This is a genomic window from Pseudomonas sp. ABa2 (genome assembly GCF_056676075.1).
Genome location: NZ_CM155239.1, coordinates 1,002,720 through 1,028,632 on the forward strand (window position 1 = coordinate 1,002,720; position 25,913 = coordinate 1,028,632).

Sequence of the window (25,913 nt, forward strand, 5' to 3'; positions counted from 1 at the left end):
AGAATGCTGGAAACAGTCATTGTGGTTCTGCACCTGCTGGGTGCGATCGGTGTAGTGGTGCTGGTGCTATTGCAGCAGGGCAAGGGTGCCGATGCTGGTGCATCGTTCGGTTCGGGGGCTTCGGCAACCGTATTCGGAAGCCAAGGTTCCTCTACCTTTCTGAGTAAGTTTACTGCTATACTCGCCACCGGTTTTTTCATTACTAGCTTGGGCTTAGCGTTCTTTGCTAAAGAAAAAGCTGATGCAATGACCCAGGTTGGTCTGCCAGATCCAGCGGTTCTGGAAGTTCAACAAAAGCCGGCAGCAGAAGATGTGCCGGTGCTCGAAGAGCAAGCGCCCGCAGCCGATTCGTCGGATGTGCCGGAGGCTCCCGAGCAGTAACAGTTTTGCCGAGGTGGTGGAATTGGTAGACACGCTACCTTGAGGTGGTAGTGGCCATAGGCTGTAGGGGTTCGAGTCCCCTCCTCGGTACCATACTCAAGAAAGCCCGCAGTTCGCGGGCTTTCTTGTTGCTGGAGTCTCGGTTGACCCTCGAGGGGGGCAGCCGTATAATTCCGGCCCAGCTTTGACGCGGGGTGGAGCAGTCTGGTAGCTCGTCGGGCTCATAACCCGAAGGTCGTTGGTTCAAATCCAGCCCCCGCAACCAGTTTCAGCAGGCCCCTTTTCAGGGGCTTTTTGTTAGCTGAAAGACAGTGTCCGCCGGCATTTCAGGCGGTTCGAAGGGATGGGCGTTTCGCCCATTTTTTATTTGCACAGCATGCGCGAGGGCCGTTAAGTGTCGAGCAAGCTAGAACAGTTGCAGGCCTTGTTGGCCCCGGTAATCGAAGCACTCGGTTACCAGTGTTGGGGCATCGAGTTCCTGTCGCAGGGGCGTCATTCGCTGCTGCGTGTCTATATCGATAAGGAAGGCGGCATCCTGATCGACGATTGCGAGATCGTCAGCCGTCAGCTCAGCGGTGTGCTGGACGTCGAGGATCCCATTACCTCGGAGTACACCCTGGAAGTGTCTTCGCCCGGCATGGACCGGCCGTTGTTCACCCTGGAGCAGTTCGCCGCTCACGCTGGCGAGCAAGTGAAGATCAAGCTGCGTTCGCCTTTCGACGGGCGGCGCAACTTTCAAGGCCTCCTCCGCGGTGTGGAGGAACAGGACGTGGTAGTGCAGGTGGATGACCACGAGTACCTGTTGCCGGTCGACCTGATCGACAAGGCCAACATTATCCCCCGGTTTGATTGAGACGCGGATCCCGCGAGAGCTCTGCGGCTAGCGCGAATGGCGCAAGTAGCGCACATGGCGCAAGTAGCGCGGATGGTGCAGATCCAATGGATTGCGAAAGGCGAGGCGTACGATGAGCAAAGAAGTACTGCTAGTTGTTGAGTCGGTATCCAACGAAAAGGGTGTGCCGGCTAGCGTAATTTTCGAGGCGCTGGAGTTGGCTCTGGCGACCGCAACCAAGAAACGTTTTGAAGACGAAGTCGATCTGCGTGTGACGATCAACCGGCAGAACGGCAGCTACGAGACTTTCCGGCGCTGGACCGTGGTCGACGAGTCCGAATTCGAAGACCCGGCCTACCAGCTGACCGAAGACATGCCGCAGGCCATGGAAGCCGGCGCCAAGATCGGCGACGTGCTGGAGGAGAAGGTCGAGTCCATCGAGTTCGGCCGCATCGCCGCGCAGACCGCCAAGCAGGTCATCGTGCAGAAGGTGCGCGAGGCCGAGCGTGCGCAGGTGGTCGACGCCTACCGCGAGCGCCTGGGCGAGATCATCTCCGGCACCGTGAAGAAGGTCACCCGCGACAACGTCATCGTCGACCTGGGCAACAATGCCGAGGCGCTGCTGGCCCGCGAAGACATCATCCCGCGCGAGACCTTCCGCGTCGGCGTGCGTCTGCGCGCCCTGCTCAAGGAAATCCGCACCGAGAACCGCGGTCCGCAACTGATCCTGTCGCGTACCGCGCCGGAAATGCTGATCGAGCTGTTCCGCATCGAAGTACCGGAAATCGCCGAAGGGCTGATCGACGTCAAGGCCGCTTCCCGTGACCCGGGTTCGCGCGCCAAGATCGCCGTGCGCTCCAAGGACAAGCGCATCGACCCGCAGGGTGCCTGCATCGGCATGCGCGGTTCGCGCGTGCAGGCGGTTTCCGGCGAGCTGGGCGGCGAGCGCGTGGACATCGTGCTGTGGGACGACAACCCGGCGCAGTTCGTGATCAACGCCATGTCGCCGGCCGAAGTGGCGGCGATCATCGTCGATGAAGATGCCCATGCCATGGACATCGCCGTCGCCGAGGACAACCTGGCTCAGGCCATCGGCCGCGGCGGCCAGAACGTGCGCCTGGCCAGCCAGCTGACCGGCTGGACGCTGAACGTGATGACCGAGGCGGACATCCAGGCCAAGCAGCAGGCGGAAACCGGCGACATCATGCAGTCCTTCATCGACGAGCTGGAAGTCGACGAAGAGCTGGCCCAAGTCCTGGTCGAAGAGGGTTTCACCAGTCTCGAAGAGATTGCCTACGTACCCATGGAAGAAATGCTCAGCATCGATGGCTTTGACGAGGACATCGTCAATGAGCTGCGTGCACGGGCCAAGGATCGTCTGCTGACCAAGGCGATCGCCAACGAGGAGAAGTTGGCCGATGCCCATCCGGCGGATGATCTGCTGGAACTGGAAGGCATGGACAAGGCGCTGGCTCTGGAGCTGGCGCTGCGCGGCGTGATTACCCGTGAAGACCTGGCCGAGCAGTCGATCGACGACCTGCTCGACATCGACGGCATCGACGAAGAACGTGCCGGCAAGCTGATCATGGCCGCTCGAGCCCACTGGTTCGAATAAGCGGTTGCGGCCTGAGGAGAAAGATGCATGACGCAAGTCACGGTGAAAGAACTGGCCCAAGTGGTCGACACACCGGTGGAGCGCCTGCTGCAGCAGATGCGTGAAGCCGGGCTGTCCCACGACAGCGCCGAACAAGTAGTGACCGATAGCGAGAAGCAGGCCCTGTTGGCCCATCTCAAGAGCAGTCACGGCGACAAGGTCGAAGAGCCGCGCAAGATCACCTTGCAGCGCAAGACCACCAGCACCCTGCGGGTGGCTGGCAGCAAGACCATCAGTGTGGAAGTGCGCAAGAAGAAGACCTTCGTCAAGCGCAGCCCGGAAGAGCTGGAGGCCGAGAAGCAGCGCGAGCTGGAAGCCCAGCGCGCCGAAGCCGAGGCCGAGCGCCTGAAGGCCGAAGAAGCAGCCAAGCGCAAGGCCGAGGAAGAGGCCAAGCGCCAGACGGCTGCCGCTCCGGCGGCGGTTGATGGCGTTGCCGCGGTTGCCGCACCGATCAGCGAGCCGGTAGTGGCTGCTCCCGTGGTCGAGGCCGAGCGCAAGAAGGATGAGGTGCGCCGTCCCGAGAAGACGCGCAGCGACGACGACGAGCGCCGCGATCGCAAGCACACCCAGCATCGCCCGACCGTCAAGGAGAAGGCGCCGGCTCCGCGCGTCGCTCCGCGCAGCGTCGACGAGGAGAGCGACGGCTTCCGTCGCGGTGGCCGTGGCAAGGCCAAGATGAAGAAGCGCAACCAGCATGGCTTCCAGAGCCCGACAGGTCCTATTGTGCGCGACGTATCGATTGGCGAGACCATTACCGTTTCCGACCTGGCCCAGCAGATGGCCATCAAAGGCGCGGAAATCGTCAAGTTCATGTTCAAGATGGGCACTCCGGTGACCATCAACCAGGTGCTGGATCAGGAAACCGCCCAGTTGATCGCCGAGGAATTCGGCCACAAGGTCAAGCTGGTCAGCGACAACGCCCTGGAAGAGCAGCTGGCCGAGTCGCTGAAGTTCGAGGGCGAGGCCTTCCAGCGCGCGCCGGTGGTGACCGTCATGGGTCACGTCGACCACGGCAAGACCTCCCTGCTCGACTATATCCGTCGCGCCAAGGTGGCCTCCGGTGAGGCGGGTGGCATCACCCAGCACATCGGCGCCTACCACGTGGAAACCGACCGCGGCATGGTGACCTTCCTCGACACCCCGGGCCACGCTGCGTTTACCCAGATGCGTGCCCGTGGTGCCAAGGCCACCGACATCGTCATCCTGGTGGTGGCGGCGGACGACGGCGTGATGCCGCAGACCCAGGAAGCGGTGCAGCACGCGAAAGCGGCTGGCGTGCCGATCGTGGTCGCGGTGAACAAGATCGACAAGCCCGATGCCAACCCGGACAACATCAAGAACGGCCTGGCCGCTCTCGACGTCATCCCGGAAGAGTGGGGCGGCGACGCGCCGTTCGTACATGTTTCGGCCAAGATGGGTACCGGTATCGACGAACTGCTCGAAGCCGTATTGCTGCAGGCTGAAGTGCTCGAGCTGAAAGCCACGCCGTCGGCCCCGGGCCGTGGTGTGGTGGTCGAATCGCGCCTGGACAAGGGCCGCGGCCCGGTGGCCACCGTGCTGGTTCAGGACGGTACCCTGCGTCAGGGCGACATGGTTCTGGTCGGCGTCAACTACGGCCGCGTGCGTGCCATGCTCGACGAGAACGGCAAGTCGATCAAGGAAGCCGGTCCGTCGATTCCGGTCGAGATTCTCGGCCTGGACGGCACGCCGGATGCCGGTGACGAGATGATGGTGGTGGCCGACGAGAAGAAGGCCCGCGAAGTTGCGCTGTTCCGTCAGGGCAAGTTCCGCGAGGTCAAGCTGGCTCGTGCGCATGCCGGCAAGCTGGAAAACATCTTCGAGAACATGGGCCAGGAAGAGAAGAAGACCCTCAACATCGTGCTCAAGGCCGATGTGCGTGGCTCTCTGGAAGCCCTGCAAGGCTCGCTCAGCACCCTGGGCAACGACGAAGTGCAGGTGCGCGTGGTCGGTGGCGGCGTCGGTGGTATCACCGAGTCCGATGCCAACCTGGCGCTGGCCTCCAACGCCGTGCTGTTCGGCTTCAACGTCCGTGCCGATGCCGGTGCGCGCAAGATCGTCGAGGCCGAAGGCCTGGACATGCGCTACTACAACGTCATTTACGACATCATCGAGGACGTCAAGAAGGCGCTCACCGGTATGCTCGGCAGCGACGTGCGGGAGAACATCCTGGGCATCGCCGAGGTGCGTGACGTGTTCCGTTCGCCGAAGTTCGGCGCCGTGGCCGGCTGTATGGTCATCGAGGGTACCGTGTACCGCAACCGTCCGATCCGCGTACTGCGCGAGGACGTGGTGATCTTCGAAGGCGAACTGGAGTCCCTGCGCCGCTTCAAGGACGACATGTCCGAAGTGCGGGCCGGCATGGAATGCGGTATCGGCGTGAAGAGCTACAACGACGTCAAGGTCGGCGACAAGATCGAAGTGTTCGAGAAGGTCCAGGTGGCGCGCAGCCTGTAAGCAACCCGGCGCGATAACGCAACGCCCGGCCCCGCTCAAGCGCGGCCGGGCGTTTGCCGCTTTTGAGCCCGACGCCGAACAGGCGGCGGGCGAAGGAAAGGTAAGTAGAAATGGCCAAAGACTACAGCCGTACCCAGCGTATTGGCGATCAGATGCAGCGCGAGCTGGCCCTGATGATCCAGCGCGAGATCAAGGACCCGCGCCTGGGCCTGGTGACCATCACCGCAGTGGACGTCAGCCGCGACCTGTCCCATGCCAAGGTGTTCATCACCGTGATGGGCAAGGACGACGATGCCGAGCAGATCAAGCTCAACCTGGAGATCCTCGGCGAGGCAGCCGGTTATCTGCGCATGCTGTTGGGCAAGTCGATGAAGGTGCGCACCATCCCGCAGCTGCACTTCCAGTACGACGCCAGCATCCGCCGCGGCGCCGAGCTGTCGGCGCTGATCGAGCGTGCGGTGGCGGAAGATCGCAAGCACCAGGACGGCAGCGAGGGTTAAGCGTGGCGCAGGTCAAACGTATACGGCGCAAGGTCGACGGCATCATCCTGCTGGACAAGCCGCGCGGCTTCACCTCCAACGCCGCGCTGCAGAAGGTGCGCTGGCTGCTCAACGCGGAGAAGGCCGGCCACACCGGCAGCCTCGATCCGCTGGCCACCGGCGTGCTGCCGCTGTGCTTCGGCGAGGCGACCAAGTTCTCCCAGTACCTGCTCGATGCCGACAAGGGCTACGAGACTCTGGCCCAGCTCGGTGTCACCACCACCACCGGCGATGCCGAGGGCGAGGTGCTGGAGCGGCGTCCGGTGACCGTTGGTCGTGCCGAGATCGAGGCGCTGTTGCCGCGTTTTCGCGGCGAAATCAAGCAGATACCGCCGATGTACTCGGCCCTGAAGAAGGACGGCCAGCCACTTTACAAGCTGGCCCGTGCCGGCGAGGTAGTGGAGCGCGAGGCGCGTTCTGTTACTATTGCGCGCCTGGATTTGCTGGCCTGCGAGGGCGAGCAGGCCCGCCTGGCGGTGGATTGCAGCAAGGGCACCTATATTCGGACCCTGGTCGAGGATCTCGGCCAACTGCTCGGTTGCGGCGCGCACGTCGCCGAGCTGCGCCGGACCAAGGCTGGGCCGTTCGACCTGAGCCGTACCGTGACCCTGGAAGAGCTGGAAGCGGCGCATGCCGAAGGTGGCAACGAAGCGCTCGATCGCTTCCTGCAGCCGGTCGACAGCGGCTTGCAGGACTGGCCGCTGCTGCAGTTCTCCGAACACAGCGCGTTCTACTGGTTGCAAGGGCAGCCGGTACGCGCGCCGGAAGCACCGAAGTTCGGCATGGTGCGGGTGCAGGATCACACCGGTCGCTTCATCGGCATCGGCGAAGTGAGCGACGATGGGCGTATCGCCCCGCGTCGATTGATTTACACCGGTGCCTAGCACCGGGTGCAGACACGGGTCTTAGGGCCCGGATTGAATTGATACCGGCGCATGGCGTCGGCAGGTGTTGTCGGTGGTTGCCGGTAACGCCGAATGGTTCGGCCCCGAGGGCTGAAGCCTGAAGCTGGCGATACCAGCGGCAGGACTGCGAGGGTGGCTGTTAGTAGGCACGGTCATACCTCTTTTTAAAACACGGGAAGCGATTCCCGGCCTATTGAGACTGCTTCGGCAGTTTCCAGATGAGAGGAAGCCAACATGGCACTCAGCGTTGAAGAAAAAGCCCAGATCGTTAACGACTACAAGCAAGCTGAAGGCGACACCGGTAGCCCGGAAGTGCAGGTAGCCCTGCTGACCGCCAACATCAACAAGCTGCAAGGTCACTTCAAGGCCAACGGTAAGGATCACCACAGCCGTCGTGGTCTGATCCGTATGGTTAACCAGCGTCGTAAGCTGCTGGACTACCTGAAGGGCAAGGACACCAGTCGTTACAGCGCCCTGATCGGTCGCCTGGGCCTGCGTCGTTAATAGACGCGAGCTGCACAAGTTGGAAGCTGGGAGTTCGGCGTCGCGAGTGGGGAGTGATCCTCACCTCGTGGCGCTGGGCTTCCAGCTTTTGGCTTTTCGAGGGATGCACCGGGTCCGACTCCCGCGCTTCTTTCCAATTTCCCCCAAGGCAACAAAGAGAAGGAAAACACCGTGAACCCGGTAATCAAGAAATTCCAGTTCGGTCAGTCGACCGTTACCCTCGAGACTGGCCGTATCGCCCGTCAAGCCTCCGGCGCCGTGCTGGTCACCGTTGACGACGACGTCAGCGTGCTGGTCGCCGTAACCGGCGCCAAGACTGCCGACCCCAGCAAGGGCTTCTTCCCGCTGTCCGTGCACTACCAGGAAAAGACCTACGCTGCCGGCAAGATCCCGGGCGGTTTCTTCAAGCGTGAGGCGCGTCCCTCCGAGAAGGAAACCCTGACCTCGCGTCTGATCGACCGTCCGATCCGTCCGCTGTTCCCGGAAGGCTTCCAGAACGAAGTGCAGGTCATCTGCACCGTGGTTTCCACCAGCAAGAAGACCGATCCGGACATCGCGGCGATGATCGGTACCTCGGCTGCCCTGGCCATCTCCGGCATCCCGTTCAACGGCCCGATCGGTGCCGCGCGCGTCGCCTTCCACCCGGAAACCGGCTACCTGCTGAACCCGAATTACGAGCAGCTCAAGGCCTCGAGCCTGGACATGGTCGTGGCCGGTACCAAGGACGCCGTGCTGATGGTCGAATCGGAAGCCAAAGAGCTGACCGAAGACCAGATGCTGGGCGCCGTGCTGTTCGCCCATGAGGAGTTCCAGGTGGTCATCCAGGCTGTCGCCGAGCTGGCTGCCGAAGCCGGCAAGCCGACCTGGGACTGGCAGCCGAAGCCGGAAAACACCGCGCTGCTGAACGCCATCCGTGGCGAATTCGGCGAGGCGATTTCCCAGGCCTACACCATCACCATCAAGCAGGACCGCTACGCGCGCCTGGGCGAGCTGCGCGATCAGGTCGTCGCCAAGTTCTCCGGCGAAGAAGGTCAGCCTACTGCCGGTGAAGTCAAGGACGCCTTCGGCGAGATCGAATACCGCACCGTGCGCGAGAACATCGTCAACGGCAAACCGCGTATCGATGGTCGTGACACCCGCACCGTGCGTGGCCTGAACATCGAAGTCGGTGTACTGGACAAGACCCACGGCTCGGCGCTGTTCACCCGTGGCGAAACCCAGGCGCTGGTCGTGGCTACCCTCGGTACCGCCCGCGACGCACAGCTGCTCGACACCCTCGAAGGCGAGAAGAAAGACCCCTTCATGCTGCACTACAACTTCCCGCCCTACTCGGTCGGTGAGTGTGGTCGCATGGGCGCCACTGGCCGTCGCGAAATCGGCCACGGCCGTCTGGCCCGCCGTGGCGTTGCCGCCATGCTGCCGAGCGCCGACGAGTTCCCCTACACCATCCGCGTGGTGTCGGAGATCACCGAGTCCAACGGTTCTTCCTCCATGGCGTCGGTGTGCGGCGCTTCCCTGGCGCTGATGGACGCCGGTGTGCCGATGAAGGCGCCGGTGGCCGGTATCGCCATGGGCCTGGTGCTGGAAGGTGAGAAATTCGCCGTACTGACCGACATCCTCGGCGACGAAGACCACCTGGGCGACATGGACTTCAAGGTAGCCGGTACCGCCAAGGGCGTCACCGCGCTGCAGATGGACATCAAGATCCAGGGCATCACCGAAGAGATCATGGAGCAGGCGCTGGAGCAGGCGCTGGAAGCGCGCCTGAACATCCTCGGCCAGATGAACCAGGTCATCGCCCAGTCGCGCAGCGAGCTGTCGGCCAACGCGCCGACCATGCTGGCGATGAAGATCGACCAGGACAAGATCCGCGACGTCATCGGCAAGGGTGGCGCCACCATCCGCGCCATCTGCGAAGAGACCAAGGCTTCGATCGATATCGAAGACGACGGCTCGATCAAGATCTTCGGCGAAACCAAGGAAGCGGCCGAGGCGGCCAAGCAGCGCGTGCTGGCCATCACTGCCGAAGCCGAGATCGGCAAGATCTACGTCGGCAAGGTCGAGCGCATCGTCGACTTCGGCGCCTTCGTCAACATCCTGCCGGGCAAGGACGGTCTGGTGCATATCTCCATGCTCAGCGATCAGCGCGTGGAGAAGGTCACCGACGTGCTGCAGGAAGGTCAGGAAGTGAAGGTACTGGTACTGGACGTGGACAACCGCGGCCGTATCAAGCTGTCGATCAAGGACGTCGCCGCCGCCGAGGCCTCCGGCGTCTGACGACTGGCTCGCTGCAAGGACAAGCCCCGCCTCTGCGGGGCTTTTCTTTGCGCGCGGCAAAACCCTGGCCGCGGGGAGATCCGCGTCGTGCAATTTGCCCGAGGCTTTTGCGCGGGGTTCGGCGAAATGCAAGGTTTCGCCTATCTGGGTGTATTCATAAGCTATTGAAAAATAACAGTATTGTAAGTTCTTAAAAGCTGGCACAGGCCTTGCGACAGTCCTGTTGAGCCTGCAGCCAGGAGCTGGCCTGCAGATTGTCTGGAACGTACAGGAGTCGAACCATGAAACAGCCAATCAAGCGTATTGCTCTCGCCACCCTGACCACCACTGCCCTGGGCCTGTCGCTGGCGTCCACGGCGTTCGCCCAGCCGGCCGACGCCGTGCAGCCGACCCTGCTGGCTGCCAATACCAGCGTGGACAAGGCCGAGCAGGCGGTGTCCGACACCTGGATCACCAGCAAGGTCAAATCCAGCTTTATCGCCGACCAGAGCCTGAGCGGCCTGGACATCAAGGTCGAGACCAATCAGGGCGTGGTCGCGCTGTCCGGCGTGGTGGCCAGCGAGGCCGAGCGCGAACTGGCCATCGCCAAGGCCAAGGAAATCGAGGGCGTGCGTGACGTGTCGGCCGACGGCCTGAAAGCCGCCGACTGATAAGTGAGCGTGGCGGGTTGCGGCCCGCCGCTTTGCCAATCACAGGGAGCCATGACCATGAACAGCGACATCATCAAGGGTAAGTGGAAGCAGCTCAGCGGGCGCATCAAGGAGCGTTGGGGCAACCTCACCGACGACGACCTGGACGTCGCCGAGGGCCACAGCGAGTACCTCGTCGGCAAGCTGCAGGAACGCTATGGCTGGACCAAGGAGAAGGCCCAGCAGGAGTTGCGCGACTTCAGCGACAAGCTCTGACGCCGCGTTACAGACCGAGGCCCCGCCGGCATCGTCGGCGGGGCCTTGGCGTAGGTGTGGGCATCAGATGCCGCGCTTGCTGCGAATCTCCACCAGGCGTCCGCCCTCGAAGCGCAGGAAGTGGTACATGCCGCCGCGTGGCCCGTAGATCCACTCCTCCACGGCGACCTCGTTGCGAAAGCCGTACTGGTCGAGCACTTCCTTGTAGCCGAGAAAGTCGCGGCTCAGCGGTTCGCCGCATTTGCCCTGGACTTCGCTGGTCGGCGCGCTGGTGCTGACCAGGGCGCTGCCGCAGCGATAGGTGGAGGAGGCTTCGGCCAGCGGTAGGGCCAGCAGTAACAGCAGTGGGGCGTGGTGGAGGCGGATCACTGGCGGTTCCTGGTGTGGTTTCAGTGCTGACGACGGCGCTCGATGGCGACCAGGCGGTTGCCCTCGAAGCGCAGGATGCTGAGCATGCCGTTGCTCGGCCCGTAGACCCATTCCTCGACCAGGTATTCGCGGCGGTCGTAGGAGCCCAGGGTGTAACCGATGGGATCGCGGTGCTGCGGCTCGCCGCACTTGCGTTCGACCTCGAAGGGACGGTCGCCGAGGCTGACCAGCTGGCTGCCGCAGCGCAGGGTATCGGCCTGCAGCGGCGCGCTGGCCAGGGCGGCCAGCAGGGCGCAGAGGGCGATGAAGGGGCGACGACGCATGGCGCTACTCGCTGTCCAGGTGGAGCGGGGTGAGCACGCGGCCATCGGCCTCGGGCTCTCCTAGATTGACATCGATCAGGTACAGGCGTTCGTCGGCCAGGCCGCCTTGGGCGACCAGGTAGTCCTTGATCGCCGCCGCGCGCTGCTGAGCCAGCTGGCGCAGCAGCAGCTTGCTCTGCGCCCAGGAGTCGAGCACGGCCTGGCGCATAAGCTGATGACGCTGCTAGTTGTCGAATTCGGCCCATTCGGCCGGCGGCTGCTGTTTGAGGCGGGCGCGATAGATGCCTTCGAGCAGGATCGCCTGGTCGTCCTCGTCCACCACCAGCTCGTCGGCGCTGGCCGGCACCTTGTCGCCGCGGCGCTGCAGCATCTTGTACCAGGTCTCGCGGAATTCGCGTTGCAGGCGCTGCTCGGCCAGCAGCGGGCCGTCGGCGCGCTGGGCGCTCTGGCCTTCCACTTCCAGGCGCAGCGCCGGACGCTCCTGCAGGGCCTTGGCCAGGGTGTCGAGGGCCTGGCGTGCGTCGTCGCTCAGGGCGTCCGAGCCGGCGTCGAACGGCACGGTGCTGAGGTCGACGTCGCTGCCGCCGGCGACCAGGCCGGCGACGAACTTGAACGGCGCCTGCGCCGCGCGCAGCACCAGGTTGCGCAGGGTCTGCCAGACGATGGGCATGACGCTGAACTCGGGGTTGTTGAGGTCGCCCTTGACCGGCAGCTCGATGGCGATCTTGCCCTCGGTGTCCTTGAGCAGGGCCACCGCCAGGCGGATCGGCAGGTCGACGGCGTCCGGGCTGTCGACCTTCTCGCCCAGCTGCAGGTTTTCCACCAGCACCTTGTTCTCGGCGTTGAGCTGGCCCTTCTCGATGCGGTAGTGCAGGTCGAGGTTGAGCCGGCCCTTGCGGATGCGGTAGCCGGCGAACTTGCCGGAGTAGGGGGTGATGGTGGTCAGCTCGACGTTCTTGAAGCTGGTGGCGATGTCCAGGCTGTTGAGCGGGTCGAAGGGGGTGAGCTTGCCCTTGACGCTGACCGGCGCGTACTTGTCCACCTTGCCCCGGATGTCGACGCTGGCGGCCTGCGGGCTCTGGTTGTCGAGGGTGCCGATGCGGCCGTTCATCTGCTGGATGGCGGTGGCGAAGCTGGGGGTCAGGCTGAAGTCGGCGAAGTTGGCCGAACCGTCGTTGATGGTCACGCCGCCGATGCGCACGGCCAACGGCTTGCCCGCATCCGCCTGAGCCTCAGCCGGCGCGGCAGGCTGCGGCACGATCAGCTCGCTGACGTTGGTGGTCAGGTTCTCGTTGATCACGAAGCGCGCATAGGGCTGCTCCAGCTCGACCTGCTCGATGGCCAGGCTTTCGCCGTGGCGATAGTCGAGGCCGTTCACCCGCACCTGCTGCCAGCGCAGGAAGTCGCGCTCGCGCAGGGTGTCGAGGGTGTGCAGCTGGTCGATCCTGGCGCTGCCGCTCACCTGGAGCGCCAGCGGCGCGGTGCTCCTGAGTTGCACCTCGAGGTCGCTGCCGAGCAGGCCGCTGCGCAGTTCCAGGCGGATAAAGGGGCTGAGATAGGCCTGGGCCAGGCGCAGGTCGATGTCCTGGGTGGCGACCTTGAGCTGGGCGCTGGTGGGCTGCAGCTGCACCTGGCCGGCTGCCTGCAGCTTGCCCTGTTTGCCCAGACCGGTATCCAGCTTGAGGCCGAAGGGCTTGTCGCCGAGGCTGTCGAAGTCGCTCAGCTCCAGGTTCAGCGGGCCGACGTCCAGCGCCACTGCCTGTTGCGGCATGCGGTCGACCAGGTGGGCCTGGTAGTCGCGCAGCTGCACGTCGCGCAGCAGCACCTGCCAGGGTTTGCTCGCCTCCTCGGGCGGCGCCGGCTCGCTGGCTGCCGTCGGTTTGCCGGCAAACAGCTTCTGCCAGTCCAGCTCGCCGTCGGCCTCGCGCGCGGCCCAGGCTTCCAGGCCCTGGCTGCGCACCTGGCCGATGAGCACCTGCTGCTTGGCCAGGTCCAGGCTGGCGTCGGCGACGTCGAGGCGCTGCAGGCGCAGCAGCGGCTTGCCTTCGGGGCTGTCGATGGCGAGGGGGGCCAGCTGGATGGCGAGCTTGCTCAGCTGCAGCTCGGTGCCGCTGGACAGATCGAGGTGGTAGTCGCTGCTCAGATCGACCTGGCCTTCCTGCAAGGCCAGCGGCAGGGCATCGCGCACGTAGGGCCAGATGGCGCGCAGGCGGCCGTCGCTGAGCTTGAGGTTGCCGCTGGAGGTCAGCGGCACCAGGCCTATGCGGCCCTGCCAGTCGATGCGACCGCCATGGGGGCCGGTGGCGGTCAGGGTCATTTCGGCGTTGTCGCCGGCCAGGGTGCTGAGGTTGTGCAGTTCCAGGTTGAGCGAGTCGTAGGCGAACTCCACCGGCTCGCTGGGGCGCAGGTCCTGGAAGTGCAGGGAGTTTTCGCGCAGCCCGACCTTGTCGATGCGCAGCGGGAAGGGCTCGCTTGGCGGCGCGTCGGCGGCGTCCGCCGGGCTCTCCGGCAGTTTGAACAGCTGCGTGAGGTTGAGCGTGCCGTCCTTGGCGAACAGCACCTCGCCGTGCGCGCCGTCCAGCTCGACCTCGGCCAGGTGCAGGGCGCCGCTCCACAGGCTGTCCAGTTGCAGGTTGGCGTACAGCTGCGCCAAGCCGAGCTGTGGCCGCTGCGGCTCGCCGATGGCCAGGCCCCACAGGCGCAGCTCCAGGCTGAAGGGGTTGAGCTGCAGGCGCTGCAGGCTGGCCGGCACGCTGGCGTACTGCGCCAGCTGCTGGTTGGCGATGCGCAGGGCGATGCCCGGCAGAATCAGGAAGCCGATCAGGCTGTAGAGGAAGAGGGCGATCAACAGGGCGCTCAGCGCGCGCTTCAGTCCTTTGGGCATGGCGAGGCGTCATCTATCCAGACGAAGAGATGCCTTGGAGTATGGCACGCCGGTTCGGTTCCGGGCGTGCGCCGCACCGCGCATTTTTCTCTGCCGCGGGTCGCTCAGAGCCTCAGGATCAGGGTCTTCAGCGGCGGCTTGGCATCCTGCGAGGGGAAGTCGGCGGCCGGCGGCAGCACCTGGCAGTCGCGCAGCGGGCGGCCGAGCTTGGCGGCGCAACGCAGCACCTGCTCGCGCCAGTCGGCCAGCTCCACCTTCGCCAGGTTGTTGCAGCACACCAGCGTGCCGCCCTCGGCGGTGGCCAGGATCGCCGGCTTGAGCAGGCTCTGGTAGTCGCGCAGCAGGTCGACGGTGCCGAAGGCGCTCCTGGCCCAGGCTGGCGGGTCGAGGAACACCAGGTCGAACTGGCGCGGCGCCAGACGCGGATAGGCCGGCAGTTTCTGTCCGCGGCGGCTGGCGACGGGCAGGTCGGCCAACTGGCGGATCGCCGGGAAGTAGTCGGACTGGATGAACTGCATGGCCGGCAGGGCGGGGTTCAGCGCGCCGTTCTCGCGGCCCACCGCCAGGTTGCCTTCGGCGAAGTCCAGGTTGACCACCTCGCGCGCGCCGCCGGCCGCGGCGCAGAGGCCGACGCCGCAGGTGTAGGCGAACAGGTTGAGCACGGACTGGCCGGCGCTGTTGGCCTTGATCCAGCCGCGGGCGTTGCGCAGGTCGAGAAACAGCAGCGGGTCCTGCCCGGGATGGCGGCCACGCACCCGATAGTTCAGGCCCCACTCCTGGCCGAGCATATCGTCCAGCGCCTCGGGGGTGGCCTGGTACACCGCGTCGCGGCGGTCGACGCGCGAGTTGCCGCCGGAACGGTCGTTATAGACCAGGTGCAGGTCGAGGCCGAGACGCTCGTTGATGGCCCTGTGCAGCCCGAGCAGCGCCTCGCGCTGCAGCGGTTGGTGAAAGCTTTGCACCAGCAGCTGCGGGCCGTAGCGATCGAGGGTAAGGCCGGGGGCACCTTCCTGGCTGCCATGGAACAGGCGGTAGCAATCGGTGCCCTGGGCGTGCAGTTCACCCAGCAGCGGCTGGCGGGCATCGAGGGCGGCGCGCAGCGCCAGATCAAGAGCGGGCATGCGCGGCATCTCGGAGAAAGGAAAGGCCGGCAGTTTAGCAAGAAAAACGCCGACCCTCGGTCGGCGCGTTGTGGCGATTGCGGCCGGCGTAGGTTGGGTTGAGCGCAGCGAAACCCAACGGCGGTCCGCCGGGCGCGCCGGGTAGCGCCCCTGTTGGGCTTCGGGGCTGCGCCCCTCGACCCAAACTACGGCTTTGGCTTAGCGCTCGATGGCCAGCGCCACGCCCTGGCCGCCGCCGATGCACAGGGTGGCCAGGCCCTTCTTCGCGTCGCGGCGGATCATCTCGTGCAGCAGGCTGACCAGCACACGGCAGCCCGAGGCGCCGATGGGATGGCCGAGGGCGATGGCGCCGCCGTTGACGTTGACCTTCTCCGCGTCCCAGCCCAGCTCCTGGCCGACCGCCAGGGCCTGGGCGGCGAAGGCTTCGTTGGCTTCGATCAGGTCCAGCTCGGCGAGGTTCCAGCCGGCCTTGTCCAGGCAGCGGCGGGTGGCCGAGACCGGGGCGATGCCCATGATCGCCGGGTCGACGCCGGCATTGGCATAGGCCTTGATCCTGGCCAGCACCGGCAGGCCGAGGGTCTGAGCTTTTTCGGCGCTCATCAGCAGCACCGCGGCCGCGCCGTCGTTAAGGCTGGAGGCGTTGCCGGCGGTGACGCTGCCGTCCTTCTTGAAGGCCGGCTTGAGCTTGCCCAGGGCTTCGGCGGTGGTGCCGGCGCGCGGCTGTTCGTCACGAGCGAAGGCGACGGGATCGCCCTTGCGCTGCGGGATCAGCACCGGAACGATCTCGGCATCGAAGCGACCGGTCTCGATGGCCGTGCAGGCCTTCTGCTGCGAGGCGGCGGCGAAGGCGTCCTGGGCGTCGCGGGAAATCCCGTATTTCTCCACCAGGTTCTCCGCGGTGATGCCCATATGGTAGTCATTGAAGGCATCCCACAGGCCATCGAGGATCATGCTGTCCTGCAGCTGGGCGTGGCCCATGCGCAGGCCGGTACGGGCTTTCGGCAGCACGTAGGGGGCCAGGCTCATGTTCTCCATGCCGCCGGCGATGATCACTTCGGCGTCGCCGCAGCGAATCGCCTGGGTGGCCAGGTGCAGGGCTTTCAGGCCCGAGCCGCAGACCTTGTTCAGGGTCATGGCCGGTACGGCATGGGGCAGGCCGGCGCGGATGGCGGCCTGGCGTGCGGGGTTCTGGCCGGAGCCTGCGGTGAGCACCTGGCCGAGGATGACTTCATCCACCTGGGCGGCGTCGAGGCCGGTCTGCTCCAGCAGGCGCTTGATCACGATGGCGCCGAGCTCGGGCGCGGGAATCTCGGCCAGGCTGCCCTGGAAGCTGCCGATGGCGGTGCGGGTGGCTGCGACTATGACGACGTCTTGCATGTGCTGGTCCTCGATTCGGTTCAGACAATGACCGGAAAGACGCTGATGGTCGCATGGCTGGCTGTGACCGGCCAGCCACGCCTGCTAAGGCGCCAGGCGACGGCGGGCGCGCTGTGCGGCGCTGTTGCGCACGGCCCAGCGCAGCACGTTGGCGGTGCGCTGCACGCTGGCGCGGATCAAGGGGCGGCGCCAGGCCGCCTGGCGTTCGCCGAGCAGGTCGCTGGCCCAGTCCGGCAGCAGGTCGACACCGGCCTGCAGCATCAGGCTGCCGAAAGGTTTGGCCAGGATGCTGGGCATCGGCGCAGCGTAGAGCAGTCGCACCACTTCGCGGGTGCGCTCATAGCAGAGCAGGTGCGGGCGCAGGCGCTGCAGATAGTCGGCGATGGCCCGCTGCGATTTGGGCACGTCCTGCGCACCGAGGCGCTCGGCGATCAGCGCCACTTCGCGGTAGTAGCGATCCTGCTCGGCCACCGGCAGCCGCGGGTCGACGTAACGCAGGTAGCCGGCGAGAAACTGGCTGACCTCGGAGACGTGCACCCAGGTCAGCAGCTCGGGATCGCTGGCGCTGTAAGGGCGACCGTCCGGCGCGCTGCCGACCACCTGCAGATGAATAGTGCGCACCTTGTCGATCAGCTGCTCGGCATCGTGCAGGCCGCCGTAGGTGGTGCCGGCGATGAACAGGCTGGTACGGCGCAGGCGACCGAGCATGTCCTGGCGAAAGCTGGAGTGATCCCACACGCCGGCCAGCGCCAGCGGGTGGAGCATCTGCAGGAGCAGGGCGGAAATGCCGCCGACCATCATCGCGGTGAAGTCGGCGTGCACTTTCCACACCATCGACTCGGGGCCGAACAGGCCGGCATCACCGCGCGGCTGGTCGAGGTCGAGCACACCGAGCGAGGCGCCGGTGAGGCTGTGCACCTGTTTTTCGATCTGACGACGTAGGCTTTCCATGGCGCGCAGTTTCGGCGCTTGGTCGCTGCAAGACAAGGCGGCCCTTGTCCCGCATGCGCGGGACAAGGGCCTGCTGGATCAGCGGTTGAGGCGCTGGCCGATCAGGCTGTCGACCACGCTGGGGTCGGCCAGGGTCGAGGTGTCGCCCATGTTGTCCAGCTCGTTGCAGGCGATCTTGCGCAGGATGCGCCGCATGATCTTGCCCGAGCGGGTCTTGGGCAGGCCCGGCGCCCACTGGATCAGCTCCGGCTTGGCGAAGCTGCCGATTTCCTTGCCGACCAGGCTCAGCAACTCCTTCTTCAGCGCGTCGCTGGGCTCGCTGCCCTTCATCAGGGTGACGTAGGCGTAGATGCCCTGGCCCTTGACGTCGTGCGGGTAGCCGACCACCGCCGCCTCGGCCACCGCATCGTGCAGCACCAGGGCGCTTTCCACCTCGGCGGTGCCGATGCGGTGGCCGGAGACGTTGATCACGTCGTCGACGCGGCCGGTGATCCAGTAGTAACCGTCCTCGTCGCGGCGCGCGCCGTCGCCGGTGAAGTAGTAGCCGGGGTAGGGCTTGAAGTAGGTGTCGATCATGCGCTGGTGGTCGCCGTAGACGCTGCGGATCTGGCTCGGCCAACTGGCCTTGATCGCTAGCACGCCGGCGCCCGGGCCCTCGATCTCCTTGCCCTGCTCGTCGAGCAGCACCGGCTGCACGCCGAAGAAGGGGCGGGTGGCCGAGCCGGGCTTGAGCTCGGTGGCGCCGGGCAGCGGGGTGATCAGGATCGAGCCGGTCTCGGTCTGCCACCAGGTATCGACTATGGGGCAGCGCGTGTCGCCGACCACGTGGTAGTACCACTCCCAGGCCTCGGGGTTGATCGGCTCGCCCACCGAGCCGAGCAGGCGCAGGCTCGAACGCGAGGTGGCCTTGACCGGTCCTTCGCCCTCGCGCATCAGTGCGCGCAGGGCGGTGGGGGCGGTGTAGAAGATGTTCACCCGGTGCTTGTCGATCACCTGCCAGAAGCGCGAGGCGTCCGGGTAGTTGGGCACGCCCTCGAACATCAGGGTGGTGGCGGCGTTGGCCAGCGGGCCGTAGACGATGTAGCTGTGCCCGGTGACCCAGCCGACATCGGCGGTGCACCAGTAGATGTCGCCCTCGTGGTAGTCGAACACGTACTTGTGGGTCATGGCCGCGCCGAGCAGGTAGCCACCGGTGGTATGCAGCACGCCTTTCGGCTTACCCGTGGAGCCCGAGGTATAGAGGATAAACAGCGGATCCTCGGCGTCCATCGGCTCGGCCGGGCAGTCGGTATCGACCTCCTTGAGCGCCTGGTGGTACCAGAGGTCGCGGCCTTCCACCCAGGCCACGTCGCCCTGGGTGCGCTCGACCACCACCACGGTGCTGACGTTCGGGCAGCTCTGCAGGGCCTGGTCGACGTTGTTCTTCAACGGGATGTACTTGCCGCCGCGCACGCCTTCGTCGGCGGTGATCACGGTGCGGCAGTCGGCGTCGAGGATGCGGTCGCGCAGGGCATCCGGAGAGAAGCCGCCGAACACCACCGAATGCACGGCGCCGATGCGCGCGCAGGCGAGCATGGCGTAGGCCGCCTCGGGGATCATCGGCATGTAGATGCACACCCGGTCGCCTTTGTGCACGCCACGGCTTTTCAGCACGTTGGCCAGGCGGCTGACGTTGTGGTGCAGCTTGTTGTAGGTGATATGCGCCGACTCGGCCGGGTTGTCGCCTTCCCAGATGATGGCGATCTGTTCGCCGCGCTGTTGCAGGTGGCGGTCGATGCAGTTGTAGGCGACGTTGAGCTGGCCGCCCTTGAACCATTCGGCGTGGCCCTGTTTCAGGTCGCTGGCGTGCACCCGGTCCCAGGGCTGGAACCAGTCGAGGAAGGCCTTGGCCTGCTCGGCCCAGAAGGTCTCGGGCTGCTCGACGGATTGCCGGTACAGGCGCAGGTAGGCGTCGTTGTCCAGATGTGCGCGCTGGCGCACCGCGTCGGCCACGGGGTGGCGGGTGATCTCGAACATGGCGGGGTCCTTGTTGTTGTCTGTCCGCAACGTTCCCAAGGGTGCACCCAAGCAGGCGCTCGGTTCAAGTGCGTCGATTGCCTGAGCGCCGCGAGACCGGTCATGCCCGCGTCCGGGGGCCTGGGTATCGCTGCGCTCAACCCAGGCCAGCAGATTGTGCGATTCAGCCGCGATGGTGCTCGCGGAAGTGCTCGATCAGGCCCTGGGTCGAGGCGTCGGCGGCGGCGCTGTCGACCTGGCCGACCAGGCGCTGGTAGACCTCCTTGCCCATCTCCTTGCCCAGCTCCACGCCCCACTGGTCGAAGGCGTTGATGCCCCAGATGGCGCTCTGCACGAACACCTTGTGCTCGTACAGCGCCACCAGGGCGCCGAGGTTGAACGGCGCGATGCGGTTCATCACCAGGATATTGCTCGGCCGGTTGCCGGGAATCTCCTTGTGCGGCGCCAGGCGCTGCACCTCGTCCTCGCTCAGGCCCTTGGCGCGCAGCTCGGCCTCGGCCTCGGCGCGGCTCTTGCCCTGCATCAGCGCCTGGGCCTGCGACAGGCAGTTGGCGAACAGCCACTGGTGGTGGTCGGACAGCGGGTTGTAGCTGTTGACCGGGACGATGAAATCCGCCGGCACCAGCAGGCGGCCCTGGTGCAGCAACTGGTGGTAGGCGTGCTGGCCGTTGCAGCCGACGCCGCCCCAGATCACCGGGCCGGTGGCGATGTCCAGGGCGCTGCCGTCCTGGCGCACGCTCTTGCCGTTGGATTCCATGTCCAGCTGCTGCAGGTGCTTGGTGAAGTTACGCAGGTAGTGGTCGTAGGGCAGGATGGCGTGGCTCTGCGCGCCCCAGAAGTTGGTGTACCAGATGCCCAGCAGGGCCATCAGCACCGGCATGTTCTCCGCCAGGGGGGCCTGGGTGAAGTGCTGGTCCATGGCGTAGGCGCCGGCCAGCAGTTCCTTGAAGTTGGACACGCCGATGGCCAGGGCGATGGGCAGGCCGATGGCCGACCACAGCGAGTAGCGGCCGCCGACCCAGTCCCACATGGGGAAGATGTTCTGCTCGCCGATGCCGAACTCGATGGCCGCCTTGCGGTTGCTGGTCACGGCGATGAAATGGCGGTGCAGCTCTTGTTCCGGGCCGCCCATGGCCAGGTACCAGTCGCGCGCGGCTAGGGTGTTCTTCAGCGTCTCCAGGGTGCCGAAGGACTTGCTGGAGACGATGAACAGGGTGGTTTCCGGGTTGAGCCGGGCGGTCAGCTCGCGGAACTCGCTGCCGTCGATATTGGCCAGGTAGTGGCAGCGAACGCCGCGCTGGGTGAAGGGGCGCAGCGCCTCGGAGACCAGCTGCGGGCCGAGGAAGGAGCCGCCGATGCCGATATTGACCACCTCGGTGATCGGCTTTTCGCTGTAGCCGCGCCACAGGCCGCTGTGGATGCGGCTGACCAGCTCGGTCATCTGGTTCAGCACGCGGTGCACCTGCGGGATGATGTCCGCGCCGTCCACCACCAGGCGCCGGCCGATCGGGCTGCGCAGGGCGGTGTGCAGGGCCGCGCGGCCTTCCGAGGCGTTGACCTGCTCGCCGCTGTACAGGGCGTCGATGGCGCCTTGCAGGTCGGCCTGCTCGGCCAGCTGGATCAGCAGCTCGAGGCTGCGTTCGTCGATCAGGTTCTTCGAGTAGTCCAGCAGCAGGCCGCAGCTGTTCAGCGAGAAGCGCTGGAAGCGTCGGGCGTCCGTGGCGAAGGCCTCGCGCATGCTGAACCCGGCCATCTCGGCTCGGTGTTGCTGCAGGGCGTGCCAGGCGGGCAGGCGGGTGACGTCGTGCGGCTGCTGGTAGTAGGCCATCGGGGCTCCTGATCCGGAAAAGCGAAAGGCCCGGAGTTATCCGGGCCTGGCGAGTGTAACCGGCGGTCTCGCGGCGCAGCTACTGGGCGGGCAGTTCCACCAGCAGATTGTCGATCAGCCGGGTGCTGCCCAGGTGGGCGGCGGTGAGCACCACCAGCTGGCGGTCGTCGAGCTGGGCCGGACGCAGGCTGAGGGCGTTGCGTATTTCCAGGTAGTCCGGGGCGAAGCCGGCGTTGCGCTGCTGGCGCTGGGCCGTCTCGATCAGTCGCGGATAGTCGCGGGCGCCGCGTTGCAGCTCGCTGGCGATGCCCTGCAGGCTGCGGTACAGCGCCGGGGCGGCGGCGCGCTGCGCGGCGTCGAGGTAGCCGTTGCGCGAGGACAGCGCCAGGCCGTCCTCGGCGCGCTGGGTCGGCGCGCCGATGATCTGGATCGGCATGTTGAGGTCGTGCACCAGGGCGCGGATCACCGCCAGTTGCTGGTAGTCCTTCTCGCCGAACACGGCCAGATCCGGCTGCACCATATTGAACAGCTTGGTCACCACCGTGGCCACGCCCTCGAAGTGGCCGGGGCGGCTGGCGCCGCACAGGCCTTCGGAGACGCCGGGTACTATCACCCGGGTCTGGTCGGCCATGCCGTGCGGGTAGATTTCCGCCACATCCGGGTGGAACAGCAGGTGGCAGCCGGCGGCCAGGAGTTTTTCTTGGTCGGCGGCGAGGGTCCGCGGGTAGCTGGCCAGGTCCTCGCCGGCGCCGAACTGCAGCGGGTTGACGAAGATGCTGGCGACCACGAAGTCGGCGCGCTGGGCGGCGGTTTCCACCAGGGAGACGTGGCCGGCGTGCAGGTTGCCCATGGTCGGCACGAAACCGATCTGCTTGCCCTCGGCGCGGGCCTGGGCGACGGCGGCGCGCAGTTCGCGCAGGGTCTTGACCGTGTTCATGCCGAGAACCCGTGTTCGGCGGCGGGGAAGCTGCCGTCCTTGACCGCCTGGACATAGGCGGCGAGGGCGCCCTGGATGCTGCTCTGGCCGTCCATGAAGTTGCGCACGAACTTCGGCGCGCGGCCGGACAGCGACAGGCCGAGCATGTCGTGCTGCACCAGCACCTGGCCGTCGGTGGCGGGCCCCGCGCCAATGCCGATCACCGGAATCTTCACCGCCTGGCTGATTTCCGCGGCCAGTTCGCTGGGCACGCATTCGAGCAGCAGCATGGCGGCGCCGGCCTGTTCCAGGGCCATGGCGTCGGCGCGCATCTGCCGCGCCTGGGCCTCCTGGCGGCCCTGCACCTTGTAGCCGCCGAGGATGTTCACCGCCTGCGGGGTCAGGCCCAGGTGCGCGCACACCGGCACACCGCGCTCGGCCAGCAGGCGGATCGGCTCCGCCAGCCAGCCGGCGCCCTCCAGCTTGACCATATGGGCGCCGGCCTGCATCAGCCGGGCGCTGTTGGCCAGCGCCTGCTCGGTGGTGGCGTAGGCCATAAAGGGCAGGTCGGTGATGATCAGCGCGCCCTGGTTGCCGCGTTTGACGCAGGCGGTGTGGTAGGCCATCTCCTCGACGCTGACCGGCAGGGTGCTGTCGTGGCCCTGCAGCACCATGCCCAGGGAATCGCCGACCAGCAGCACGTCGACCCCGGCCTGGCAGGCGGCCTGGGCGAAGGTGGCGTCGTAGCAGGTCAGCATGGCGATCTTGGCACCGCTGTGCTTGAGGCTCTGCAGGGTGGTCAGGGTAACGTCAGGCATTTCAAGGGTCCTCGCTCAGGCTCGGTCGCGGCTTCTAAGCGGCGGCAATCCGGCCTGGATTGGCATAAAGGTGCGCCCGGCGGCGGGCGACGGGACGCCTATAGTCCCGATGGGGGCAGGCGAAGTCAATTGCAGGTGTTACCCGGCTGTTACTGGCGTTACCGCCAATGCGCGCGAGCGAGGCGGACGCTAGAGCGGGCGCGGGCTTGCGCCCATGGTCAGGGGGAGTGCCTGGAGGAAATCCGTGGCGCATGGCTGCAGAGTCGCCGCGGATGCAATCGGGGAAATCCCCGGATTTCATCCGCGCTACTCGGCCAGGCGTTCCAGGCCGGTGAAGGGGCAGGCGGCCAGCAGTTCGCTCAGACGGCGGCCGTCGGGCAGCTGCAGCTCGGCGGCGAGTTCGGCCAGGGGGTAGAGCACGAAGGGCCGCGCGTGCATATGGTAGTGCGGCACCGTCAGGCGTTCGTCGGCGATCGAGCGTTCGCCGAACAGCAGGATATCCAGGTCCAGGGTGCGCGGCCCCCAGCGTTCGGCCTTGCGCACGCGGCCCTGTTCCTGCTCGATACGCTGCAGGGCGTCGAGCAGCGTCCAGGGTTGCAGCGCCGTGTCCAGCGCCGCCACGGCGTTGACGTAGCGCGGCTGGTCGGGCGGACCGAGCGGGTCGCTGGCATAGAAGGAGGAGTGGGCGAGCAGCCTGGTATCCGGCAGCTGGGCGAGCGCGGCGAGGGCGTCGCGCAGCTGCTGCAGCGGCTCGGCCAGGTTGCTGCCGAGGCCGATATAGACTCGCTCCATCATTCCTCGCCGACGCTGCCCGCGTCGTCGCGCTTGCGCCGGCCGCTGCTGCGCCGGCGTTTGCGTGGCGCGCTGCCGGCCGCTTCGGGCTTGCCGGCGAGGTCGCGGATCATCTGCCGGCGCTGGCTGTCGCTGGCGTCCTGGTAGTCGGTCCACCAGTCGCCGAGGCCGCCAGTGTCCTCGCCGGCATGCTCGCGCAGCAGCAGGAAGTCGTAGCCGGCACGAAAGCGCGGGTTGTCCAGCAGCAGGTCGGCGCGCTTGCCGCTGCGCCGTGGCAGGCGTTCCTGCATGTCCCAGATCTCGCGGATCGGGATGGTGAAGCGTTTGGGCACGGCGATGCGCTGGCACTGCTCGGCGATCAGCTCGTGGGCGGCTTCCTGCATCGCCGGAATCGGCGGCATGCCCTTGTCCTGCAGTTGCAGCACGCGGGCCGGCAGGGCCGGCCAGAGCAGCGCGGCGAAGAGGAAGGCCGGGGTCACCGACTTGCCCTGGGCGATGCGCTCGTCGGTGTTGATCAGCGCCTGGCGGATCAGCCGCTCGGTGTACTCGGGGTTGCGCTTGAGCGCCTCGCCGCTGGCCGGGAACAGCTGGGCGAACAGGTCGTGCTCGAGCAGCAGGTCGAAGGTGTACTCGGCGTAGCCGGCGAGCAGCAGCTTGAGCACCTCGTCGAACAGGCGCGCTGCGGGGATGTCGCGCAGCATCGGCGCCAGGCGGCGGATCGGCGCGGCGCTATGCTTCTCGATGTCGAAGTCCAGCTTGGCGGCGAAGCGCACCGCGCGGAGCATGCGCACCGGGTCTTCCAGGTAGCGCTGCTCGGGGTCGCCGATCAGCCGCACCTGGTGGTTGCGCACATCGTGCATGCCGCGCGCGTAGTCGAGAATGTGTTCCTGGGACGGGTCGTAGTACAACGCGTTGATGGTGAAGTCGCGGCGCTGGGCGTCGTCCTCCAGGCTGCCGTAGACGTTGTCGCGCAGGATGCGCCCGCTCTCGTGGCGCGCCGCCAGGTTGCTGTTTTCTTCGTCGTCGCCCTGCGGGTGGTTGGCGCGGAAGGTGGCGACTTCGATGATCTCGCGGCCGAAATGCACGTGGACCAGCTTGAAACGGCGGCCGATCACCCGGGCGTTGCGGAACTCCGCGCGTACCTGCTCGGGGGTGGCGCTGGTGGCCACGTCGAAATCCTTGGGCTCGATATCCAGCAGCAGATCGCGCACGCAACCGCCGACCAGGTAGGCCTGGTAGCCGGCCTTCTGCAGGCGTTCGACCACGCTGATGGCATGGCGGCTGATCTCGTTGCGGTTGATCGGGTGTTGCCGGCTGCTCAGCACCTCGGGGGTGCTGCGCGGGCGCTGCGCGCGGCGCAGGGGCGAGCGGAAAGACTTGAACAGCTTCTTCAGCATGGGATGCACTGTGTGGAGAAATGACCGGCCAGACGAAACGATGACCGCATGATTGCTGCGGATTCTAGCATCGTGTCGGGAGAAGGTGTGTAGAGCGGCAGGCGGGGATCCGGGGAGCGGAAGCTACTGGGGGAGCCTAAGCTCCCCCCCAAGTTGGTGCGTGCTTCGTTTTTATTGTTATTGAGGGCGCGTTGTTTTTGTTGTTTCGCCCTTCCCAAACGACCGTGGTCGGTTGGGTGCTCCCTGAAAGCGGGAGCCAATAGCAAACGGATTTCTTTGGACGCTGATGCTGCCATGACACTTGCGTGATCCAACCAGTACGGGTGCTGCCTCGGGGCAGTTTTATTGTTCTCGGCCTGGTCGTGGGGCGAACCCCAAGGGCAACTCCTCTCCAAAAGAATCAGTTAGCTGCGCCTCCATCTTGTTGTTCTTGTTGTTTTGGAGTCGTTACGTCTTGTTCTTATTGTGTGGGGCTTTGCTTGTTATTGTTGTTGTGCCAGAGATAAAGCAGATGCCGTGCCAGTTTTTGCGATTCCTTATAAATCAAGGGTTTGCGGCAGGTGGGGGGCGATCGGAGGGGAGAAAAAAGCCGGGTTTTCGTTACCATTAGACCCGGCTTTTGTTACGAGATATTGATTCGGTAACAACC

General features: G+C 65.8%; 21 protein-coding genes, 2 tRNA genes and 1 pseudogene. 12 read left to right on the forward strand and 12 right to left on the reverse strand.

Annotated elements, in window-relative coordinates:
* The first annotated feature begins 3 nt into the window (after nt 1-3).
* The 12 genes from secG to AC1G9C_RS04865 all read left to right on the forward strand — a co-directional run bounded on the left by secG (nt 4) and on the right by AC1G9C_RS04865 (nt 10,472).
* On the forward strand, nt 4-381 hold the full coding sequence (secG, locus tag AC1G9C_RS04810) for a preprotein translocase subunit SecG (protein WP_021444604.1): 378 nt from the start codon (nt 4-6) through the stop codon (nt 379-381).
* A 7-nt stretch (nt 382-388) separates the two neighbouring features.
* Nucleotides 389-474: transfer RNA gene (locus AC1G9C_RS04815), tRNA-Leu, on the forward strand.
* Nucleotides 475-569: 95 nt separating this feature from the next.
* Nucleotides 570-646: transfer RNA gene (locus AC1G9C_RS04820), tRNA-Met, on the forward strand.
* A 129-nt stretch (nt 647-775) separates the two neighbouring features.
* A complete protein-coding gene (gene rimP / locus AC1G9C_RS04825) occupies nt 776-1,234 on the forward strand; it encodes a ribosome maturation factor RimP (RefSeq protein WP_122109091.1) in 459 nt (152 codons plus the stop codon).
* A 112-nt stretch (nt 1,235-1,346) separates the two neighbouring features.
* Nucleotides 1,347-2,828 carry a transcription termination factor NusA gene (gene nusA, locus AC1G9C_RS04830; protein WP_031303271.1) on the forward strand — a complete coding sequence of 494 codons (1,482 nt, stop codon included), beginning with the start codon at nt 1,347-1,349 and terminating at the stop codon, nt 2,826-2,828.
* Nucleotides 2,829-2,855: 27 nt separating this feature from the next.
* Nucleotides 2,856-5,342 carry a translation initiation factor IF-2 gene (gene infB, locus AC1G9C_RS04835; protein WP_021444601.1) on the forward strand — a complete coding sequence of 829 codons (2,487 nt, stop codon included), beginning with the start codon at nt 2,856-2,858 and terminating at the stop codon, nt 5,340-5,342.
* A gap of 110 nt (nt 5,343-5,452) precedes the next feature.
* Nucleotides 5,453-5,842 carry a 30S ribosome-binding factor RbfA gene (rbfA, locus tag AC1G9C_RS04840; RefSeq protein ID WP_021444600.1) on the forward strand — a complete coding sequence of 130 codons (390 nt, stop codon included), beginning with the start codon at nt 5,453-5,455 and terminating at the stop codon, nt 5,840-5,842.
* Nucleotides 5,843-5,844: 2 nt separating this feature from the next.
* Nucleotides 5,845-6,765, forward strand: a complete 921-nt coding sequence (gene truB, locus AC1G9C_RS04845) for a tRNA pseudouridine(55) synthase TruB (RefSeq protein WP_031303270.1) — start codon at nt 5,845-5,847, stop codon at nt 6,763-6,765.
* 255 nt (nt 6,766-7,020) lie between these two features.
* Entirely contained in the window at nt 7,021-7,290 is a 270-nt protein-coding gene (gene rpsO, locus AC1G9C_RS04850; RefSeq protein ID WP_004424394.1) for a 30S ribosomal protein S15, read from the forward strand.
* Nucleotides 7,291-7,461: 171 nt separating this feature from the next.
* Nucleotides 7,462-9,567: a polyribonucleotide nucleotidyltransferase gene (gene pnp, locus AC1G9C_RS04855; RefSeq protein ID WP_122109093.1), complete on the forward strand. Its 2,106-nt coding sequence runs from the start codon at nt 7,462-7,464 to the stop codon at nt 9,565-9,567.
* 281 nt (nt 9,568-9,848) lie between these two features.
* Entirely contained in the window at nt 9,849-10,217 is a 369-nt protein-coding gene (locus tag AC1G9C_RS04860; protein ID WP_021444597.1) for a BON domain-containing protein, read from the forward strand.
* Nucleotides 10,218-10,274: 57 nt separating this feature from the next.
* Nucleotides 10,275-10,472: a CsbD family protein gene (locus tag AC1G9C_RS04865; protein ID WP_122109094.1), complete on the forward strand. Its 198-nt coding sequence runs from the start codon at nt 10,275-10,277 to the stop codon at nt 10,470-10,472.
* A 63-nt stretch (nt 10,473-10,535) separates the two neighbouring features.
* Here the strand turns inward: AC1G9C_RS04865 and AC1G9C_RS04870 are convergent, their stop codons facing one another.
* From AC1G9C_RS04870 to AC1G9C_RS04925, 12 genes and pseudogenes are all read right to left on the reverse strand, one after another.
* Complete coding sequence (locus AC1G9C_RS04870) at nt 10,536-10,838, reverse strand: DUF2845 domain-containing protein (RefSeq protein ID WP_031303269.1); 303 nt, start codon at nt 10,836-10,838, stop codon at nt 10,536-10,538.
* Between the two features lie 23 nt (nt 10,839-10,861).
* Nucleotides 10,862-11,164 carry a DUF2845 domain-containing protein gene (locus tag AC1G9C_RS04875; RefSeq protein ID WP_480409587.1) on the reverse strand — a complete coding sequence of 101 codons (303 nt, stop codon included), beginning with the start codon at nt 11,162-11,164 and terminating at the stop codon, nt 10,862-10,864.
* Between the two features lie 4 nt (nt 11,165-11,168).
* Nucleotides 11,169-14,048, reverse strand: a pseudogene (locus tag AC1G9C_RS04880) (DUF748 domain-containing protein).
* 104 nt (nt 14,049-14,152) lie between these two features.
* Entirely contained in the window at nt 14,153-15,169 is a 1,017-nt protein-coding gene (locus tag AC1G9C_RS04885; RefSeq protein WP_480409588.1) for a class I SAM-dependent rRNA methyltransferase, read from the reverse strand.
* 198 nt (nt 15,170-15,367) lie between these two features.
* The gene (locus AC1G9C_RS04890) at nt 15,368-16,546 is read right to left on the reverse strand and encodes an acetyl-CoA C-acetyltransferase (protein ID WP_480409589.1); all 1,179 of its coding nucleotides are present in this window, start codon (nt 16,544-16,546) and stop codon (nt 15,368-15,370) included.
* Between the two features lie 84 nt (nt 16,547-16,630).
* Complete coding sequence (locus tag AC1G9C_RS04895) at nt 16,631-17,497, reverse strand: oxygenase MpaB family protein (protein WP_480409590.1); 867 nt, start codon at nt 17,495-17,497, stop codon at nt 16,631-16,633.
* 78 nt (nt 17,498-17,575) lie between these two features.
* Complete coding sequence (gene acs, locus AC1G9C_RS04900) at nt 17,576-19,513, reverse strand: acetate--CoA ligase (RefSeq protein ID WP_480409591.1); 1,938 nt, start codon at nt 19,511-19,513, stop codon at nt 17,576-17,578.
* 163 nt (nt 19,514-19,676) lie between these two features.
* Nucleotides 19,677-21,341: a glucose-6-phosphate isomerase gene (gene pgi / locus AC1G9C_RS04905; RefSeq protein WP_397497981.1), complete on the reverse strand. Its 1,665-nt coding sequence runs from the start codon at nt 21,339-21,341 to the stop codon at nt 19,677-19,679.
* A gap of 79 nt (nt 21,342-21,420) precedes the next feature.
* Complete coding sequence (panC, locus tag AC1G9C_RS04910) at nt 21,421-22,278, reverse strand: pantoate--beta-alanine ligase (RefSeq protein ID WP_480409592.1); 858 nt, start codon at nt 22,276-22,278, stop codon at nt 21,421-21,423.
* The gene (gene panB / locus AC1G9C_RS04915) at nt 22,275-23,075 is read right to left on the reverse strand and encodes a 3-methyl-2-oxobutanoate hydroxymethyltransferase (protein WP_021441864.1); all 801 of its coding nucleotides are present in this window, start codon (nt 23,073-23,075) and stop codon (nt 22,275-22,277) included. The genes panC and panB overlap by 4 nt, the downstream gene beginning before the upstream one ends.
* A 306-nt stretch (nt 23,076-23,381) precedes the next feature.
* Nucleotides 23,382-23,870 (reverse strand): 2-amino-4-hydroxy-6-hydroxymethyldihydropteridine diphosphokinase, encoded by a 489-nt coding sequence (folK, locus tag AC1G9C_RS04920; protein WP_031302545.1) that lies wholly within the window; start codon nt 23,868-23,870, stop codon nt 23,382-23,384.
* Nucleotides 23,867-25,264, reverse strand: coding sequence for a polynucleotide adenylyltransferase PcnB (locus tag AC1G9C_RS04925; RefSeq protein WP_457787884.1), 1,398 nt, complete (start codon nt 25,262-25,264; stop codon nt 23,867-23,869). The genes folK and AC1G9C_RS04925 overlap by 4 nt, the downstream gene beginning before the upstream one ends.
* Between the last annotated feature and the right edge of the window lie 649 nt (nt 25,265-25,913).